Raw genomic sequence first — 17,962 nt, 5'->3', positions numbered from 1 at the left:
TCCGAGTGCTTGGCAACTCTTGGCCGATTGCTCTCCGTCCTGGCCGTCCGCTCCCGGCCTCTTGGCGGAAATTGATAGGCGGGGCGCTTCTGATGTCCCGTAGTAGTATAATGAAATATTAATAAAATGGTATTGTAATCAATTAATGTATTGGAATAGCCTTTAATCTGTTCTCATATAATAAAATTTGGCCCGTCGCTATTTTCAGCGACGCTTGATGCACACGCATGTTTTGCGCGTACGTCTCTTGTGAACGCTCTCCTAATTTCGCTTTTGCCCAGGAGTTCAATGCCTTCAGGAATTCGTCGCTAGCCATCAGTAGATTTTGATCTTCACCACCGCTACGTTTGTATTGATCCAAAACTTGTGTGAGGTTTGCGACGTTTTTTGCAAAGATGGGGAAATTGTTATCGGAATGCACTGACGCTGAAACTTCCTTCAGCTGTTTATAGAGCTTCTGTTCGTAAATGTTGCCCGCGAACGAATATTTAAACGCTAATAGCATCGATATCAGTAGAAATACTTTTTTCATGATTGCCTTGTATGGCCAAACTTCTGTTATCGTCTGCGGATTCAACCGGCCGCTCCCGCCCCATTGCGGAAGTTCGCACCATTGGCCGCACCCTACGACGATTTGCAACGTGCGATAGTGAAGATTTTCTTGTCTCGAAGCGTCTTTTCGCTGTTCTAGCTTTTCATCTTCCCGTGAGCTTTGCGTTTATTGAATGCGGGTGTCGCCATTGCCCTCAAGCTTGGTCATATGCTTAGTGAAGAAGTCAAAGTAACGGCTTCCGTTCTCAAGGAAGATCACCACGTTTTCCTTTGCACGGGTCAAGCCAGTGAAGACCATTTCAGGGGCGTCATTATTATTGACGAGCAAAAAGATCAGCGGGGACTCAAAGCCCTTGAAGCTATGCGTTGAACTGAGCTTCAAAACGCCGCTGTTGAGATTGAAACCTTTCTTTTTTGAGGCACTGATTTCCTGATATTTCTTGACATATTTCGGGTGCTCTGATACTTCCAGTGAAGGAAATGTACACAGGGTGCGCTCCTTGTGCGAATTAGAGTTTCTTAGGACATAGTCAAGTTCTCGCAAGACAATCTCTTGGGAAGAAATGACGGAGATGTCATTGGGGTGAATGCTGTACTCTTTAGCAATCTTAATGATATGAGCAGCGAGCTCGGCTATTTTTTTCCGATCAAACGTGGTGTAAGCCTGCAATCCAATGCTGGTAAGGCTCAGTTGAAAGGACTCGTCTGAATCAAGCTGGTAGTCTTTAAGCAGGAATGATTTTTGAAATGAGTCAACCAAAGGAATGATCGGGGATTGGAAGGTATATCGATAGCTCTTGGTCAACTTGATCCACGTGCCAAAACCTTCTACGACTTTAGAACGTCGCTCTCCATCCAAAGCACGATTGTAGATGTTTTGCTTCTCATCACCGAAAAGAAGCATTTCTCCATCTTCAGCGAGGAAGTTTGAACGGATAATCTTGATCCACTCTGGCTTGTAGTCTTGGATTTCGTCAATCAGGATGGTGTTATAGATCGTCTTGATTTCATCGCGTTCAAAGACCTGCTGGTTGCTGTAGTAGGTTGCCTCTAGGTAGTGATCGCGCTCCGTGGCAATCCGCCGTGCAGTAATAGGATCTTTGCCTTCATATTGCAGGTGTTCAGGAATGACGACATCAATTCCCGAATTGTTCAATGCGATTGTGATGAATCGGTGGTAGTTGTTGATGTCAAAGGCAGACCAGGGAAAGTCTTCTCTTCACTGCACTGATCTTGTCGTGGATGTAGCTGCCCAATGTGATGTTGAAGGTCAGCACCAACACTCTACCGCCGTGCCTCTTGTGAGCATTGACGGCCCTCCCAGCGAGCACAACGGTTTTTCCCGATCCCGCAAGGCCGCAAATCTTAGCTCGTGCTTTGGATTCGCTTTGAATCAACTTGGCTTGTTTGTCTGAGTAGCTGGGGGGCTTGCCTTCGCTGGCATAGTGATAAGGCGGGTTGAGCAGCCGTTTGAACTCCGTGTAGACGGACTCTTCAAAAAGGCTGCCTTTGGCTGCAATAGGGAAGGCAATCTTCTTGAGCTTGTCTCTATGGAGTGACAAAGCTAGATCGCGTTCAAACCTGAACTTGCCGCGTTCAATCCACTTACGCGACTTCTCGTAGGAGTCAAAGTAATCGGGATTGGCTTTGAGCCGTTGCTCATTCTCACGGGCTTGCTCGTGAAGGCGATCCAGGTGCGGTTGATATAGGCGCTCAAGATCTACTTTGCTTCCATTATGAAAGTAAACGTATGTCTTGATCAGCCTGAAAAATTTCTCATTCTTTAGGCTCTTTTCCAAAAGTCCGTTGACGTGGATTTCAAAGAAATTTTTCTTGTAGCGGTAAGCCTGCTGGAATGGCGACTTGATCTGTTTTGGGCGATCAGAAAGGCTAACGACCCACCTGTTGTTCGTGTCAATGCTGTAGAGGTCTAGATTCCAGTCTTTGACCTCAATGATGATGACACCCATAGTGGGCGACATGAGGACAATGTCCGGCCTATCTCCATTGAAACAGGGTTGAAAGTACACCTCTACTTGGTCGTCAAAATGCGTTTCCAAGAATTCCAGGAGAAATACTTCGCCTTCTGTGGGTTTCTGTTTTGCAGCTTTAGCTGCTTCCAAATCGGGAAATAGCACCGCCATAAGTTTTATCGCTCTTCAATGCTTTTGGCTTTTGGACCGAAACAGTAATTTTCAATCTCTCCATTGGTTGGTATGTTGCCTGCGCAGCGATCACGCCATAGGAGGGAATTAAATGACATTGAATCATCCAGAAAATTAGACGACCACGTCTTATTAAATCTTTGAAAATTCGTCTCGGTTTTAAGTCTGTGGTTCCAAATCAACCCTTTTTTACTTTCCAGCCGGCCACGCCTGGAAGGATTCGGTGGATGCCCAATGCTAAATATCCATGGTAACGGAAGATAGATATTCAATAGTGCTTTCACCCGTGTTTATCAGCACCTTGGATTTTTCGCCTTTCCAATACCGCAAATGACCAACTGTCAGAATGTTCTGACCGCCATCCTCGATGATTCGAGCTAGGCCCGTCTCAAATCTACACCTCAACCATTTGTCATCGCTGCTGTTGCCTGTCACTGGAAGTTCGGCAAAAAATATCCAAGACTCCTGAATAAACTTGCGATTAAATTCTCCCGCGTCGATGTGAGAAAATTTATGAAGCATCCCTTCGGCCGCTCTATGCATCAGAACTTTGATATTTTCCCGCAGACGCTCCGGACAGTGCGCAATGTATTTCCCGTTCAGTTGATATTGCAAATGGACGTTCATTCTTACGTTGATGTTCTCAGCTTCGCCAACATAGTAAACCCGAAATACCTTGTCACTGCTTTTCACGCACCAGAGATATACGCCGTTAACTTTGTGACCTGCATCAAATATGCATGGCTCGCCAACGAATTTGAAGGGGCCTTTAAAAGAAATTTCTTCTGTCATCCGTTATTCTTTTCTTTTCGTCGTGAATGGAAGGGGTGAAATAAGCACAGACTTTATCCCAAACCAAACGGTGCGGGTCAGTACCAAACGATTGGCGTCAACGACCACTCCTGGCCGGTCTGGGCCGGCCGACATTGGATGCTACGGGCCCTAAGCTAATTTATGTGGCATTGACCATCGGGATGCACTTTGAGCTCCTCAGCGTCCTGTAAGTCAATGGCGCAAGATCTATGCACTTTATAGCGCCAACCATCAAATTTAAGCCATGCATCTGAATAATGTCCAGCCGTCCCACTAGGCATTCTCAAGTCACGAAGTCCATTTGCCTCCGATTTCAACAGGATTACGCCTTGACCACCACTGTCTAGCACAACACGATAGCCGGCATTCTCTCTTTTCAAAACCCAAATTTTCGCTGTCGCGGCTCCCCAAGCACATCCATCCGCTGTTTTCACAATCCAGTCCCCTTTCTGACCGAAGCCCACCAGGTCGACAGCGGTTCCGACAAACTTCCCCTGCGCACATTCTTTGTAGTCGGTGCGTCGGACATGTTCACTTAAGGCCTTGGATACGGCTCGCGGCACCGCGCGCAAGTTTATGTCTTCAATTCCGAAGTCGTCGTCGGCGCGAACTGGGCGAGGTTGGGCACAGGTTACAAGTGATGCCGCAACTAGGGCCAAATGCATATATTTTGTCGTGAAAGCCATGTCCGATGTAACTCATTCGATCTTGCGGTGGTCGTCCGCTACTGGCCGGCTTCAGCCGGAAACAATTCGTCTGCCACCTCACACCCCTAGCTAGGTTGCCCTGAAAGGAATTTCTGAAGCAACGACTCGCTCCGCCAATTTATGTTCCCCGACATTCCTTAACATTTGTCGCAGAGAATTCGCGGCGAGCACGCTGGATATGGACGGACCAAGTATTATTCGATCAACCAAAGTCTCAAGAGAAATATCTTCTGCTTTTAGTTCAGGTATTGGTTGGATGGGAAGCTTAAGTTTAGGCTCAATTCCTCTGTTGGTTGCAAGGTGGCCGAAGTATTTTTTGAAGATTTGGTCATTATCCCTATCGTTCATATAGACAATACGCCATTCTCGCTCTTCATGAAATCCGTGATGCTTCGTGAAAAGGGAGAACGTCTTTAAACGATGAAGCCAAGCCCAAGCTGCGTTATAGAAGTCATCTTTTGATTCCGCGTAAGTCGAGATCACCTCTGCAAGACTATCTAACTTTTCGCTTATCCATCGTTTTCGCTCGGCCTTTGATGCGTAATGTACCTTGCCAACAATAAGCGGCGAATCAAGGTTTGCGTTCATGTTCGCAGTATTGATTACGAGTGCAGCGCCTGAGCCTGAATTTCCGTAGCCACGCCACATGGAGAGTAATCCGTCGTTGTCGTCGGCGTTGTGCTCTGAAAAGCAAAGTATGTATGTGTTTAGAACGTGCTTGGACTCATAATCATTGAAGAAGGAATCAAAGCTTTCTAAAAGTTTCTTGTGGTTTTCAGGCGTGCGGCATGCAGTGCGAATTGCTTCGCTTTTACGCAGCTCGCTTGCGCCTTCGATCATGCCAAACTTCAGCTCTTCAAGATCATTCATGAAAAGAGGGTTGGAAAACCAGAACTCCCGTCTAGTAACGACCTGTTCGAATGTTTGGATGGAGGTATAGTGAGCAAGTAATGGGCGTGATGATGGAAAAGATAATTCTTCTTGAAAGTCGGCCCAAAGCGCGTTGGACGCAAGGTCATAGAAAGTGGAATCGCTCATATTTTTTGGATAGTTCTAGCTATTGTCTATCTGGTACCATATCGGGCGGTGGGTCCAGCAGACGAGCGCTGGTGTAAGGACAAATTTAGGCAGATTAAGCTGCATATAACTTCAAAATAATCATTACGTCGGCAATTGGGCGTTGCGGGCCTCAAGTTAGTTCAAATGGCATTGCCCATCGGGATGCCTCTTGTTTTCCTCAGGATCCTGCAAATCAATGACGCACGACCTGAACACTGTGTATCGCCTACCATCGAACTTTAGTATCGCATCTGAATAATGTCCGGCCGTACCGCTAGGCATTCTGAGGTCTCGAAGTCCATACGTCTTGGTATTTAACAGGACTACGCTTTGCCCGCCATCGTCAAGCACGACGCGATATCGAGCCTTGTCATGTTTTAGTATCCAAATTTTTGCAGTGGCAGCCCCCCAGGCGCATCCATCAGCTGTCTTCGCAATCCAGTCGGGTTTTCGAGCGCTCCCCTTTAGGTTCACTGCGCTTCCGATGAACTTTCCATTTGCGCATTCTTCGTAGTCCGTATTCCTAAGATGAATGCGCAGAGCCGCGGCTACGGCAGATGGCACTGGCCGCAAGTTGCCGTCATCAATGCCAAAACTGTCCTCCGCATGAACAGAATGCGGTGCAGTAGACATGGCAAGCGAAGCCGCCAAAAGCGGGATAAGCAGTTGTCTAGTCATTGAATTGCAGTGCGTCGTTCTTACGTTAGGCTAATGCGGTAACTGCTCCTGGCCGCTATCCGCAAGTGTGGTATCGCATGATTTGTTCAACTTCGATGTTGTCCGTCGCCAAATCGGTCTTGAAAGGCGTATTCTCCGAACTGCTTACAACAAGTGAACGACCATCCAAAGCGGAAAATTTGATTCCTGCCAATACCTTAACTATATTTTCGTTTCCGGCTGGTGCTGTTCCAAGCGCAGCTGCATGCTGGGGGAATCCTGGCCCCGTTCCCAGAAAACCTGCATTATCAGAAGCTGGTTCCAGCCACTCCTCTCTCCACAACAATTCGCTAGAGACAACAGTAAACGAAATGCTCAGTTCTGTCCAAGTGAAAGGGTAATTCTCCCCTAAGTTCATGGAGGCAGAGCGGGAATACTTCGAACCACCTTCCCACTGAGACTTCTTCGACAGCAAAGCAAGTAATATCATCATTATCGAACCGAAGTGCTGCAAAACTGTACTCGGTATGAACAGCTTTTATCGTTCGACCGGCAAGCGTCACCGACTTGTCGTAACAGTTTACGATTCTCGAATAACTCATTCTTAGCGTTGATGCTTCATGTGTCAGCGCCGGCGTCCGTTCCTGGCCGAACACGGCCAAGCACGCACACCGGCGTTAATCGTTGCAAGTCATCCCCAAAAGCAGGCGTAGGTGTCTGCGTCAATTGCAGCAATGACCTCTTCAATGGAGCGTGCCTCCGGCAATGGTTCGTAAATATGCCACTTCATATCCTGGCGTTGCCAATACAGTTGCCATACGCCGCGCGTTCTCACAAAGGTCGCCTTGGCGATTGGAATTTCACGCATCTCGCCATCGCCTTGCCACACTGGCCGGATCTCGAATATTTCGACGCTCTGGCCCCGGAGCCGGAAATCAAGATCAACTTCTTTTCGTAAAATGCAAAGGCGGACGTCGACGCGCAATGAAGGCTCCTACAACGTTATCGATCCTCTTTGTCTCAAGCTCATTAAGCATAGTAGGGTCCGTAAGGCTCACATACTCAGGTGTACGTTAATGGCCGGTCTCGGCCTATTAGCCGCTATGACAACCGAATGGAAGAATAATACTTCTAGGTTTTGATCGATCCTTAAACTTGGCTGTTTTTGCACTTGCTTCGAACTGCAAGCGAGAACATCCGATCTCAGGGTAGAGAAATGCGACATGAGAAATCCCGGTCCTATCGAATGCTCCTGTACTACGAACTTGACGTAGCATTACCTTCTTTGTATCCAAATCAGTGACGATAAGCTCGACGTCACCGAATGCATCCTCGCCAGCGGGAAGTGAAACGGATACATCGACGATTGCGGTATTAGAAGGCTCGACCGCTTTGTCATTTTCTAGAGAGTATTCACCAATAAAAACATTAACCAAATAATCAGATTCCAACAAAGGCGGCGACAATCTGCCGCTGTGCTGATAGAACAACTTAACTGCAACAGAGTCCACCGCTATTGCGTGCTCAGCGATTGCCGACCGAGCTATCAACACCAAGAGAAGAACCAAATATCGCTTCATGAAATGCTTGTTCAAAAGAAAATCGGAAAGTTCGCAAATGGCCGAACTGAGTCGATTAGCGACCATCGACAAGTCGCTGCAAGAGTTGCTCAGCTTCACCGGCCAGACCGTCGGGTAAGCCAGGTCCAAAATCTCGACGCACTTCATCGCTGTCGAATAACCATAAGTCCCAAGCGATGTCAGGCACGACGCGCGTCGGCAGCATTTTCTCGCTACTCCAGATGCGATTAGTCAGCTTTGCGATTTCGAGCAGATCTGACTCCGACACGTGCCGACTAACCTGCTCGACGGCGCTCTGCTTTGGCGTGGAAGTATCTACGCGGACGCGAAGCTGAATCACCACTCCTTGTTGGATATCAACTAAATACCACCAGGTGCTGTCACTCATTAAAGCACTACGCGCAAATACCATACCTTGACGCGGCAATGCAACAGGAATGCCGGGCATCGCGCAGGGCTTGCACAGCCGATGCTTATGGAACGCATATTCTGGCTCCGCAGCGTTCGCGGGCAAAGCGAAGAGCATGCTGATCGACCATATGAATACAACCACAATGGCAAACTTGAAAGGCAATTTAGCAATTTGCATGAACATTAATGTCCGTACCTGCGCGGGTGACTGAAGTAGGTTGTCCGGTTCTGGCCGTACTCGGCCGACGTGATACAGCGTACCATCTTGCCCATCTGAAAGGTTCACACTTTGTCACTCCAAGTGCTTTGCCCCATAGCCGACGGGACTTGAATCCCGCCTGTTTGAAATATTTTTGCTGAGATCTCCTTGGCTTACATCGCCGGAATGATGGCGGCGAAGGAACAAATGACTAATTCTGGTGTGCCGCCTGGTGGTTCGCGTGCGTGCGCTGGGACCTCCGCAACCGCATGGACTGCAGTGGGATTCGGTCAAGGATTCCAGCGCCTACGATTTCACCAGGAACGCGAAGATATTGACCGCGACCTGGGACGTGTTGTTCTGACTTATCGGTCCTGTGCGCCATTGACTGTAAGTATTCGATATATTTAATTTAACAGCCCATCCGGCGACATCGCTGGAGGAATCCTCAATTGGTGGCGAAGGACATGAAGAAATCGAGGAACGGTTTCGAACCGCGCCGGTGCGCCGGCGTAGCGCTATTGGCGCTGGCCGCCGGCTCCGGTAATGCCACGTCCGCCGACGATCCGCAGCAGGACATCGTGCGGGACGCCGCGCCGGCTCCGCCGCAGAATGATCGTCTGTATAAAAGTTATGGCGCGGCGGCACTGGAGATCTTGGGATTCCAGCTTGTGTTGAACCGGGTCGACCATGCGTTCGTCCGGCCGGACGACTATGACGTGAGCGTCGGATCGATCCGACGCAACCTGCGCAGCAGCTGGGGTCGTCGACCGGGACCCGTTCGAGATCAACCAACTCGGCCATCCTTACCAGGGCTCCGTCTACTTCGGCCTCGCGCGCAGTAACGGGCTGACGTTCTGGGAATCGATGGGCTTTGCCTTCGCCGGCAGCGCCGTCTGGGAAATCGCCGGTGAGACGACGACGCCGTCACGCAACGACCAGATCACGACCAGCTTCGGCGGCAGCTTCCTGGGCGAAGCCTTATACCGGATGGCGAACCTGGTGCTGGACGAGGGGTATGGACTCTCGCCGCAATGGCGCGAAGCCGCGGCCGCCGCAGTATCGCCGCCGCTCGGATTCAACCGCCATGTCGCCGGAGGCCGTCGCGCCGCGCCGTGGGTGAGCAAAAGCCCGGCCATCTGGGGCCGCCTGCAGCTGGGCGTAGGCGGAATCACGAGCAACAACGTCGGCCCCTCGCTGGCGCCTCGGCGCAACGAGGTCGCGGCCGACTTCGCGCTCGACTACGGCTTGCCGGGCCAGCCCGACTATACCTGGCGCCGGCCTTTCGATTACTTCCTGTTCCGCGTCAGGATGTCGAACGTGCAGGGTGTCGAAAGCCTTACGTCACGGGGCATGCTGTTCGGCGCGTCCTACGGGTCCGGCAGGAACCTGCGCGGCATCGCGGGGCTGTACGGCAGCTACGATTATCTGGCGCCGCAGGTGTTCCGGGTGGCAAGCACAGGACTGTCACTGGGCAGCAATGCGCAGTTGTGGCTGAGCGACCACTACGCGCTGCAAGGCCATGTATCGGCCGGCATCGGCTACACCTCCATCGGTACCAATCTCGCCAGCACGAGCGGGCAATACCATTACGGTTTCGCGCCGCAAGCGATGCTGACGCTGCGCCTGATCGGCATCGACAGGTTCGCCTTCGAACTCGCGGCGCTTGAATTCTTCGACGGCAAGCTGACCAGTCCGGGGCCGGACGGGGCGGACCGCGTGTTCCGCGGCGACGCCTCGCTGACCTGGCGGGTCTCTGGCCACCATGCTGTCACGCTCAAATACCTGACGTCGCGCCGGACGTTCGCGTTCGAGAGCGTCCCGGAACGGCAGCAGCGGCGCGACACGGTCGGCCTCTACTACACCTACCAGTTCGCGCGGGGCTTCGGTGCCGTGAACTGGTGACCGCCGGGGGCTGCACGCAGTCCGCTCCTGGCCACAAGCGAGCGGTGCCTTAAATCACCCAGCAGCAAGAGCTCTGGTCTTTCAGTTCAGTGAGTAGCGCAGATTTCTGAATTGAAACCACTCTCATAAATACTCCTGAGTCATAATTTAGGCTACCGTTATCCGCTGGGATTTCATAGGCAATTTGTGCCCGAGAATTCGGTCGGCCTTATCCGCGTGTGGCAGCCGACTACAGCCAGATGTTCTTGAAGCCAGCTAAACTCTGTCACCTGCAAAGTGAGATTAGGCTACATCCGCAGCATTCTTGCACTCCTCATAGGCTAACGCATCCCCTGTGGAACGCGCGGTAGCAAGAGCCATCGTGCCGACGGCGGCGGCGCTCCTCTTGTCGGAGAGCGATATGGCGCCAGCAACTATAAGCGAGGCTAGCGCTGAGCCGAATGCAATGCTAGCGAAAATAAGCAGCCTAAGGGAATGGGTCTCTAAGGGCCAGAAGTCGGCACCGGGATGATAGGTCGCGAGGCCAGCAGCGAGCGCCATGCTTGCGAGACCGCTGCTGGTGAACACTATCGCAAGCATCAACAACAACCAGCATCCGAACATGGCCACGAGAGGTGTCTTCTTTGCACTGTGAATGTCGACGATCTTCTCAGAAAACGTGATTGACGCCACAAGTGCTGCCGACAGAAGGGTAAGGAAAGTCTTCGCCAGATCTTTGACTTCGGCATAGTCCTTTTCCAGGAATAGCTTTGCCGTGTAATTCACGCAGTTTTGAAAGGCGACCGCGTCGGCGCTGCTCCTTTTCAGCTCACTATAATCCGGCATCCGGCACATGTCTCTTTGTGGAACGGATTCAAACCAAGGCGCCATTACCCAGATAGCGATACCCAACGAAGACGCAACAAGCATGAGGAGGGCGAGCACTTTGACTTTCGCGTTCATACCAAAATCTCCGAGTTTGCGGTTTTAGATAACTCTAGCATCCTGATTCAGCACCAACACCGATTTGCTAAACGTCCCGGCTCGCTTATTGGAGGGAATCATCTGCAAAAAATCTCTCTGATTACACCTGGCGCAACAGTTGGATGACCAGGCCTTTGCCCTTCGAAGTACGTAGTTAATGTAGTTCCAATGGCCAACAACGCTAGTTAGGTCGCTACATATCTGAACGTATACCTCAGGATTTACACTCCGATCGCATCACTTTCTGAAATACCGACAAGTGCAACGCGCAATGCTGCATCCAATGCGGCCATCGCATTAGTGCCGCCATCTCTCATAGCAAGTGCAAATTCAAGATTTTGTGGGGCCACCGTTAGCCTTTTAAGGGGATGTTTGCCTATCCTCGGATTCTCGCGGAGTGCTAACTCCACAAAATAACATACCGCCCATCTGCAAAATTCATTCTTTGTCACCCGAGAGACGAATTGTGCCGTCGTTCTCGCGATGATTATTTTGTTCATCTTGCTGATTATTTATTGCGAAGCAAGAAACACGCGCGCTCCGATGTTAATCTTGCAACTCCTAAATGCTATTAATATTTCCTTGGCAGGCATCATCTGCACCGCTATCGATTGTAATTCCATTTTTTGCCAGGTTTTTTGTAAGGGCGGGGCAGTGATTCCGCGGCTGGGGCTACCGTGCTTTCCGTATCTGCAGTTTGCTACTGGATCAGATAAATAAATTGCCACGCAATGACGTCATCGATGAATTCCTCCAGTTCCGTTAGGCGCTTCTTGCTGCTTGTTAGCCTTATCGGCCAGCCAAGTTTTGCGCCGATGGCGCAAGCGCAGTCCCAAGATTCGGCTACGTCGCGGCAAGTTCTAAGGAATTCCGGTGGTGAGCCTGCTGCTGCGGCATCTGATGCTAAGGGCGCCGCGCCCGCTGTCAGGGCCACGTCGGCTGAGCAAAAGAAGGGCGATCCCGCGCCTCAAGGGGTCGAAAGCCGCGAGATGCGGACAGTGACCGTGACGGCCAGGCGAGCAACCGAGCAAATCGACCGCTCCGTCTTTGATGTGCAATCGGAAGTGATTACGCCGAACGCATCGGTGGCGGACGTGATTGCCAACGTCCCGAACGTGAGTGTCGATCTGGATGGAAAAGTGTCGATCCGCGGCAACCAGAACGTCCAGGTGTTCGTTGATGGAAAACCCTCGGCCATGTTCTCGGGCCCGAACGCCGGCAATGCCTTGAACAGCTATCCCGCCGCAGCGCTGAAAAGCGTCGAGGTGATTACGACGCCGGGTGCAGAGTTCGGCTCCCAGGGGGGCGGCGGGCCGATCCTGAACCTGGTGACGCGGCGAGAGCGTCCGCCTGCCGCGCACGGCGTGGTTTCGATCAATGTTGGAGCGGAAGGTCGGGGCGGCTCGATGCTGAGTGGCAGCTATGTGACTGGCCGGGCGCAGTTGGAGGGCGTTGTTAGCTTGATGCGCAATGTGTTCGATCGGCAAGGCTCGTCGGTCAGCAGCCGTGACGATGGAATCTCCGTGTGGAAGACTCAGCGCGAATACACGAGTCATTCCCCTTCGACCATGCTCGCCGTGAGTCCGACATTCCGCTACAACCTGGGCGAGACAAACCGGCTTACTGCCGCGTTAAACTTCAGCAGAACAAGATTCGGCGGCAATTCGGAAGGCCACTACCGCACTTACCTCGACGGCATCATCCCCTACGAAGCCTACACGCGCCACAGTGACTCGCACTCGGAATACACCAGCTACCAGGCGGCACTTGGCTGGGAGCGCAAATTCAGCGCCTCCGAGGAACTCAAGGTCGACCTGCGCAATTCGGGTTCGGACTCGGATAACAGCAATCGCAATCGCGACAGCTATCTGATAGCGCCGCCAGCGGGCCTGCGGCCGGATAGCATCTACGGTAACGATACAACGAGCCGGCTGACCGAGCTGAGTGCCGATTACACTAAACGAATCAGTAGCGCCCTCAATGCCAAACTGGGAGCCAAGCTGGGATGGAGCAGGGGCCGGACGGATGCCGACTTCTTCAACATTGATCCGCTGACGGGCGAGGAAGTGTTCGACCAGGCCCGCAACAGCGGTTTCAATTCTACTGAGCGCTCGTACGCCTTGTACTTCGCTCCGAATCTGCGCATCAGTGAACACTGGCGCCTGGATCCGGGCCTGCGCTACGAGGAGGTACGGCGTCAGATTGACTATCTGAATCAGGTCAAATTGGTGCAGGACAGCACCAGCTCAATGCTGCCCAGTCTGCACCTGCAATATGGCTGGGGCGAGCGTGGCGCAGCTGTGACGGGGGCATACTCGCGCCGGATTACCCGCCCATCGCCAGGCGACCTTTACCCGAGCCTGCAGTATGTGAACGAGCAGAATTACAATCAGGGTGACCCGCGGCTGGCGCCTACGCACAACGACAAATACGAGATCAAATATACGGACTCATGGTCCTGGGTCAACAGCAATTTGTCGCTTTTCCGGGAAAATGACAGCCCGTTGCTGGGCCGCGTTTACGTCGCGGTGCCGGACAGTGTGACCCTCATTAACAAGGCGGTCAACTTCGGCGCCAAGAGTAATGGCGGCATCAGCTGGAACCTGCAAGTCAAACCATCGCGTGACTGGCAGCTCGATGCCACGGCCAGCTTCAGGCGCATGACGCAAATCTTCCTGGCTTCGCTCGAGACCGAGCACAAGGTCGCTTCGCGGAACCTGCAATTGAGGGCGCAATACCACGGCTTCAAGGACCATACGATGCAACTGGATGGCAACTATTCAGGCCGTCAGTTGCTTGGCCTCAGCGAGAGTGAACCGAATTGGCAGGCGAATGCGTCGTGGAGTTGGCGCCTGGCGCCTAAGCTAACGCTGAGGTCCAGCATTCGCGACATCTTTGACAGCTACCGGGCGAGGAACACACTGATCACCGGCACGGTACGGCAGTACAACTACAGCAGGCAGCAGGGCCGGATACTAACCGTTGCGTTCTCCTACATCTTCGGCGGCGTGAGCGGCGATGCACAGTTGCGCAACAAAGTTACCTCAGCTCCTGTGCAAGCCCGATGAGAATGCCTTCGGGACCGCGAATGTAGCAGAGCCGATAGATGTCTTCATACTGGACCACTTCCCCAACCAGCTGCGCGCCGCGCTTGCCGAGCCGGGCGAGCGTATCGTCAATGTCCTCCACGGCGAACATCACGCGCAGGTAGCCAAGAGCATTGACCGGGGCGACGCGGTGATCGGCCACCACGGGCGGCGCGAGAAAGCGGGACAGTTCGAGCCGGCTATGGCCGTCCGGCGTACGCATCATGGCAATCTCGACGCGCATGCCCCGCAGTCCGGTGACGCCATCCGCCCAGTCTCCCTGGATCGGGGCGCGTCCTTCGAGCTGGAGGCCAAGTTCGGTAAAGAACTCAATGGCGGCATCGAGGTCTTCCACCACGATGCCGATATTGTCCATGCGTTTGACTGTCATGTGTATCAGCCTTTAAGTTTGCCCAGCAGCGCATGCAGCTCGGCGAGGAAGCGCTCGCAGGCGAGGGTGGGGGGCCAGGGCTCCCAGGCGGTGCCGCCATAGGCTGCCTGCAGGGGATCGCGCTCCAGCGGATCGACGGTGATCTTCAGGGTTTTGCGGACTTCCGTCGGCGTCCACCCCACCACATGCACTGCCTCGCTGGCAGCGGCAAGGCGGTCCGCCACTTTGTGCAGGCGGTGTTCGGTGGCAGTCCAGGCGGGCAAGCCGTAGCGCAGGAAGACGGCATGTTCGAGGCGCGAGGTCAGCACCTTGAAGCCTTCGCCCAGGAAGGGCTTGATCACGGAAATCGCGTCGAAACCGACCAGGCCTTCCTCCGCATCGTGCAGCAGCTCGCGCAATTCCTGCAGGGGCGACAGCGGCTCTGTCGACGCGGCGCGGCGCAGCAGCATCACGGTAATAGAGTGCTGCGCCACGGACAGCGGCAGCGGCCACTTCGAATGGCCGCCCCAGCGATAGGTGCGGGCCAGGCCGAGGGCGAGGTCGGAATCGTCCCAGTCGAAGGGAGTCGGATCGAGAAGGTCAAGGCGCCGCCCGGATGGCATGCGCACCCAGGCGCGTTGTGTCGTCATATGCCTATCGTAGCCGCGCGGCCGCATCGGGCGCAAGGGGAGCGCGGTTCCGGGTCCCGCCGGCGCACTGGTATCATGCGGCTTCGATAAAAATAAAGGGGTGTCCATGCTGATCTCGCCAGAACAATTTGCCGGCTTCCTCGCAGCCGCCTTGCTGATTACCGTTTCCCCGGGGCCGGACAACCTGATGGTGCTGGGCATGGGCATGTCGCGTGGACGCAAGCAGGGCATGGTCTTCGGCCTTGGCTGCGCCCTGGGCTGCCTCAGTCACACCATCCTTGCCACGCTGGGGGTTTCCGCGCTGATTGCCGCGTCGCCGCTGGCCTTTACGGCGCTGAAAGTGTTCGGCGGCCTGTATCTGATCTGGCTCGGCATCGGCGCCCTGCGCAGCCGCGGCGGCGCACGCGTGGAGGGCAGCGGCATGCCGGACGACTCGCTGCTGCGTCTTTTTGGCAAGGGCCTGTTCGCCAATGCGATCAATCCGAAGGTCGTGCTGTTCTTCCTGTCGTTCCTGCCGCAGTTTGTCGTCACCGCACGCGGCGATGCCAGTTGGCAAACAGCCCAGCTGGGACTGATCTTCACACTGCAGGCCTGCATCCTGTTTGGCTTGCTGGGCTATTTCTCCGGCGCTGTGGGCAAATGGATCAATCGCAATCCGCGCGCCGGCATGTGGCTGGACCGTGTGGCCGGCGCCATCTTCGTGGGACTCGGCCTGCGCCTGATTATCGCGCGCTGATATCGAAACGCAGCTCGACCTGGTCCTGTACCACCATCGCGCCGCCCATTACGGAAAATGGCTTGATGCCGAAATCCGTTTGCTTCACGTTGAACGAGCCGGTGGCGCGCAGCGTGCCATCCTTGCGCTCCAGCGTTACCGGCACGCTGTAGCGGCGCGTTTCCCCGTGCAGCGTGATGTCCGCATTCAGCAGCGCCGGATTGCCGGGCGCCTGCTCGGCCTGCACCAGCAGCCAGGGATACTTTTCCGCCTCCAACACATGCTCCAGCATATTGCGCCGCGTGGCGAAGATCGCGTCCGCCGACGGTGGCGGCGGCAGGCCCGCCTGGGCGCGCAGCGGGGCCTCGTCGACCGACATTTCGCTCAGCTTGAATCGCAGCACCGCCTTCAGCATGCCGGCCGCCACATAGCCGTCCAGCGTGTGCGACGCGATCACATGGTCGTGCCCAAGGCGCGCCAGCGTGCCGCCGCGCCGCACCGTAATTGCCACCACCGATTTCACGTGATCGATGGCCAGCACCTCCTGGCCGGCAGCGCGCGCTTGTTCGAATGCGGCAAAGGGATCGGCGGAAGAGGGCGGAGCAACGCTGCTTGACGGCTGCGCCGGAGCGGTCGCCGGCGCCTGGATGATAGTTGGTCCAGTGCAAGATGAAAGCGCCAAAACCGTGGATAGCATGGCACCAGCGTTAACTACCCAAATTATTTTTCGCATCTGTGACTATTGGAGAGTTTATATTAACAAAGTTGTACTATCTTAATGACTGGAATTCTTGTTTTTCCCCGGTCATTGGCCCGTCACAATGATGAGTCATGATCTCTGTGCACTTTCAAATCTCTCCCGATTTGAATCCCTTCAGCCCGCCTCAAAAGCGGGCTTTTTTTTATTTGGGGTCAGGCACGAAATGGAACATGAGTTCGCTTACGAAGCAGACTCATGTTCCATTTCGTGCCTGACCCCGAGTGTAAAACTTTCCTTAATTGAATTCTAAGGAAGTCCTAAGCATTCTCTAAGGAACGGCTGGCAAAGTCTAACCCGTAGCGAGAGGTTATTTACTGAGTCACCTCTTTCTTCCTCCAATCCCCGCGCCCTAAAAAGCGTTTTTGACCGGCTTCCTCCAGAGTTGCCGGTTTTTTTTGTCCATATGCTTGATATGCCTGCCTGGAGCAGGTAATAATGTGCCATGAGCACACAAAATCTTGCCGAAGGAGTACGGCACTTCAATCGTTTCTACACGCGCCAGATCGGGCTGCTGGACGAGCACCTGCTGGCCAGCGAATTCTCCCTGACGGAAGCCCGCATCCTCTACGAGCTGGCGCATCGGCCGCCGCTGACCACGTCCATCCTGTGCCGCGAGCTGGGGTTGGATTCAGGATACCTCAGCCGTGTCATCGCACGATTCGAAAAGAAGGGCTTGGTCGAGAAGTCGCGCGCGCCGGATGATGCGCGTGCCACCCAGCTGCAGCTGACGGCTGCCGGCCGCGCCGCTTTCGTGCCACTGAACGAAGCGTCGCGGCGTGAAGTGACGGCGATGCTGGAGCGGCTGTCCGCCGGCGGTCGGCAGCAGCTGGTCGACGCGATGATGCGCATCCAGGGCTTGCTGGGCGATGGGACGCCCGGCTGGCTGCTGCGCGATCCGCAGCCGGGCGATATGGGCTGGGTGGTGCACCGGCACGGCGCCCTGTACGCCCAGGAATACGGCTGGAGCGCGGAATTCGAAGCGCTGGTGGCGGAAATCGTCGCGAAGTATGTGCGCGAATTCGACCCTCGCTCGGACCGTTGCTGGATCGCGGAGAAGGATGGCCAGGTGGCCGGCTCCGTCTTCGTGGTCCGCCACGACGCGGAAACGGCCAAACTGCGCCTGCTCTACGTCGAACCGTCTGCGCGCGGGTTGGGCATCGGCCGCCGCCTGGTCGAGGAGTGCCTGCGCTTCGCTCGCAATGCCGGCTATCGCCGGATGATCCTGTGGACCAACAGCGTGCTGCTGGACGCGCGCCGGATTTACGAGCAGGCCGGCTTTGAGCTCATCGAGGAAGAACCGCACCACAGCTTTGGCAAGGACCTGGTCGGCCAGACCTGGGCACGAGTGCTCTGAACGCGAATTCCGGAAT

The 17,962-nt window shown here is 54.2% G+C and carries 20 protein-coding genes; 5 read left to right on the top strand and 15 right to left on the bottom strand.

Annotated elements, in window-relative coordinates; genetic code table 11:
• Nucleotides 1-142: 142 nt before the first annotated feature.
• The 10 genes from ACHMW6_RS19825 to ACHMW6_RS19780 all read right to left on the bottom strand — a co-directional run bounded on the left by ACHMW6_RS19825 (nucleotide 143) and on the right by ACHMW6_RS19780 (nucleotide 8,230).
• Nucleotides 143-532 carry a hypothetical protein gene (locus ACHMW6_RS19825; RefSeq protein ID WP_395399185.1) on the bottom strand — a complete coding sequence of 130 codons (390 nt, stop codon included), beginning with the start codon at nucleotides 530-532 and terminating at the stop codon, nucleotides 143-145.
• Nucleotides 533-718: 186 nt separating this feature from the next.
• On the bottom strand, nucleotides 719-1,708 hold the full coding sequence (locus tag ACHMW6_RS19820; RefSeq protein WP_395399183.1) for a UvrD-helicase domain-containing protein: 990 nt from the start codon (nucleotides 1,706-1,708) through the stop codon (nucleotides 719-721).
• A 34-nt stretch (nucleotides 1,709-1,742) separates the two neighbouring features.
• Nucleotides 1,743-2,696 carry an NERD domain-containing protein gene (locus ACHMW6_RS19815; RefSeq protein WP_395399181.1) on the bottom strand — a complete coding sequence of 318 codons (954 nt, stop codon included), beginning with the start codon at nucleotides 2,694-2,696 and terminating at the stop codon, nucleotides 1,743-1,745.
• 258 nt (nucleotides 2,697-2,954) lie between these two features.
• The gene (locus ACHMW6_RS19810) at nucleotides 2,955-3,509 is read right to left on the bottom strand and encodes a hypothetical protein (RefSeq protein WP_395399179.1); all 555 of its coding nucleotides are present in this window, start codon (nucleotides 3,507-3,509) and stop codon (nucleotides 2,955-2,957) included.
• 155 nt (nucleotides 3,510-3,664) lie between these two features.
• Nucleotides 3,665-4,216 carry a hypothetical protein gene (locus ACHMW6_RS19805; protein ID WP_395399177.1) on the bottom strand — a complete coding sequence of 184 codons (552 nt, stop codon included), beginning with the start codon at nucleotides 4,214-4,216 and terminating at the stop codon, nucleotides 3,665-3,667.
• Nucleotides 4,217-4,306: 90 nt separating this feature from the next.
• Nucleotides 4,307-5,275, bottom strand: a complete 969-nt coding sequence (locus ACHMW6_RS19800) for a DUF2971 domain-containing protein (RefSeq protein ID WP_395399175.1) — start codon at nucleotides 5,273-5,275, stop codon at nucleotides 4,307-4,309.
• 754 nt (nucleotides 5,276-6,029) lie between these two features.
• Nucleotides 6,030-6,446, bottom strand: coding sequence for a hypothetical protein (locus ACHMW6_RS19795; RefSeq protein ID WP_395399173.1), 417 nt, complete (start codon nucleotides 6,444-6,446; stop codon nucleotides 6,030-6,032).
• A gap of 198 nt (nucleotides 6,447-6,644) precedes the next feature.
• Nucleotides 6,645-6,938 (bottom strand): DUF3024 domain-containing protein, encoded by a 294-nt coding sequence (locus ACHMW6_RS19790; RefSeq protein ID WP_395399171.1) that lies wholly within the window; start codon nucleotides 6,936-6,938, stop codon nucleotides 6,645-6,647.
• A 109-nt stretch (nucleotides 6,939-7,047) separates the two neighbouring features.
• Complete coding sequence (locus tag ACHMW6_RS19785) at nucleotides 7,048-7,533, bottom strand: hypothetical protein (RefSeq protein WP_395399169.1); 486 nt, start codon at nucleotides 7,531-7,533, stop codon at nucleotides 7,048-7,050.
• Nucleotides 7,534-7,588: 55 nt separating this feature from the next.
• Nucleotides 7,589-8,230 (bottom strand): hypothetical protein, encoded by a 642-nt coding sequence (locus tag ACHMW6_RS19780; protein ID WP_395399167.1) that lies wholly within the window; start codon nucleotides 8,228-8,230, stop codon nucleotides 7,589-7,591.
• A gap of 365 nt (nucleotides 8,231-8,595) precedes the next feature.
• Between ACHMW6_RS19780 and ACHMW6_RS19775 the strand changes: the two genes are divergently transcribed.
• Together ACHMW6_RS19775 and ACHMW6_RS19770 are read left to right on the top strand one after the other, a co-directional pair.
• Nucleotides 8,596-8,988: a hypothetical protein gene (locus ACHMW6_RS19775; RefSeq protein WP_395399165.1), complete on the top strand. Its 393-nt coding sequence runs from the start codon at nucleotides 8,596-8,598 to the stop codon at nucleotides 8,986-8,988.
• Nucleotides 8,930-10,048, top strand: a complete 1,119-nt coding sequence (locus ACHMW6_RS19770; RefSeq protein ID WP_395408664.1) for a DUF3943 domain-containing protein — start codon at nucleotides 8,930-8,932, stop codon at nucleotides 10,046-10,048. Before ACHMW6_RS19775 ends, ACHMW6_RS19770 begins: the two co-directional genes overlap by 59 nt.
• 282 nt (nucleotides 10,049-10,330) lie before the next feature.
• On the opposite strand, the gene ACHMW6_RS19765 is transcribed toward ACHMW6_RS19770, so the two are convergent.
• Both ACHMW6_RS19765 and ACHMW6_RS19760 read right to left on the bottom strand, forming a co-directional pair.
• Nucleotides 10,331-10,990 carry a hypothetical protein gene (locus ACHMW6_RS19765; protein WP_395399163.1) on the bottom strand — a complete coding sequence of 220 codons (660 nt, stop codon included), beginning with the start codon at nucleotides 10,988-10,990 and terminating at the stop codon, nucleotides 10,331-10,333.
• Between the two features lie 242 nt (nucleotides 10,991-11,232).
• A complete protein-coding gene (locus tag ACHMW6_RS19760) occupies nucleotides 11,233-11,511 on the bottom strand; it encodes a hypothetical protein (RefSeq protein WP_395399161.1) in 279 nt (92 codons plus the stop codon).
• A 273-nt stretch (nucleotides 11,512-11,784) separates the two neighbouring features.
• Between ACHMW6_RS19760 and ACHMW6_RS19755 the strand changes: the two genes are divergently transcribed.
• Nucleotides 11,785-14,079 (top strand): TonB-dependent receptor, encoded by a 2,295-nt coding sequence (locus ACHMW6_RS19755; RefSeq protein WP_395399159.1) that lies wholly within the window; start codon nucleotides 11,785-11,787, stop codon nucleotides 14,077-14,079.
• Here ACHMW6_RS19755 and ACHMW6_RS19750 read toward each other — a convergent pair.
• Nucleotides 14,051-14,488 (bottom strand): VOC family protein, encoded by a 438-nt coding sequence (locus ACHMW6_RS19750; protein ID WP_395399157.1) that lies wholly within the window; start codon nucleotides 14,486-14,488, stop codon nucleotides 14,051-14,053. The two genes, ACHMW6_RS19755 and ACHMW6_RS19750, sit on opposite strands and share 29 nt — an antisense overlap.
• Before the next feature lie 5 nt (nucleotides 14,489-14,493).
• Entirely contained in the window at nucleotides 14,494-15,117 is a 624-nt protein-coding gene (locus ACHMW6_RS19745; RefSeq protein WP_395399155.1) for a phosphohydrolase, read from the bottom strand.
• Between the two features lie 106 nt (nucleotides 15,118-15,223).
• Between ACHMW6_RS19745 and ACHMW6_RS19740 the strand changes: the two genes are divergently transcribed.
• Nucleotides 15,224-15,853, top strand: coding sequence for a LysE family translocator (locus ACHMW6_RS19740; RefSeq protein ID WP_395399153.1), 630 nt, complete (start codon nucleotides 15,224-15,226; stop codon nucleotides 15,851-15,853).
• On the opposite strand, the gene ACHMW6_RS19735 is transcribed toward ACHMW6_RS19740, so the two are convergent.
• Nucleotides 15,840-16,373: a YceI family protein gene (locus ACHMW6_RS19735; protein ID WP_395399151.1), complete on the bottom strand. Its 534-nt coding sequence runs from the start codon at nucleotides 16,371-16,373 to the stop codon at nucleotides 15,840-15,842. The genes ACHMW6_RS19740 and ACHMW6_RS19735 overlap by 14 nt on opposite strands.
• A gap of 661 nt (nucleotides 16,374-17,034) precedes the next feature.
• Between ACHMW6_RS19735 and ACHMW6_RS19730 the strand changes: the two genes are divergently transcribed.
• A complete protein-coding gene (locus ACHMW6_RS19730) occupies nucleotides 17,035-17,946 on the top strand; it encodes a GNAT family N-acetyltransferase (protein ID WP_395399149.1) in 912 nt (303 codons plus the stop codon).
• The last annotated feature ends 16 nt before the right edge of the window (nucleotides 17,947-17,962 follow it).

The sequence above is a fragment of the Pseudoduganella sp. UC29_106 genome (genome assembly GCF_044055365.1).
GTDB lineage: Bacteria > Pseudomonadota > Gammaproteobacteria > Burkholderiales > Burkholderiaceae_D > Rugamonas.
The sequence above is the reverse complement of the archived record's forward strand: the minus strand, read 5'-3'. Positions and strand labels throughout refer to the sequence as shown.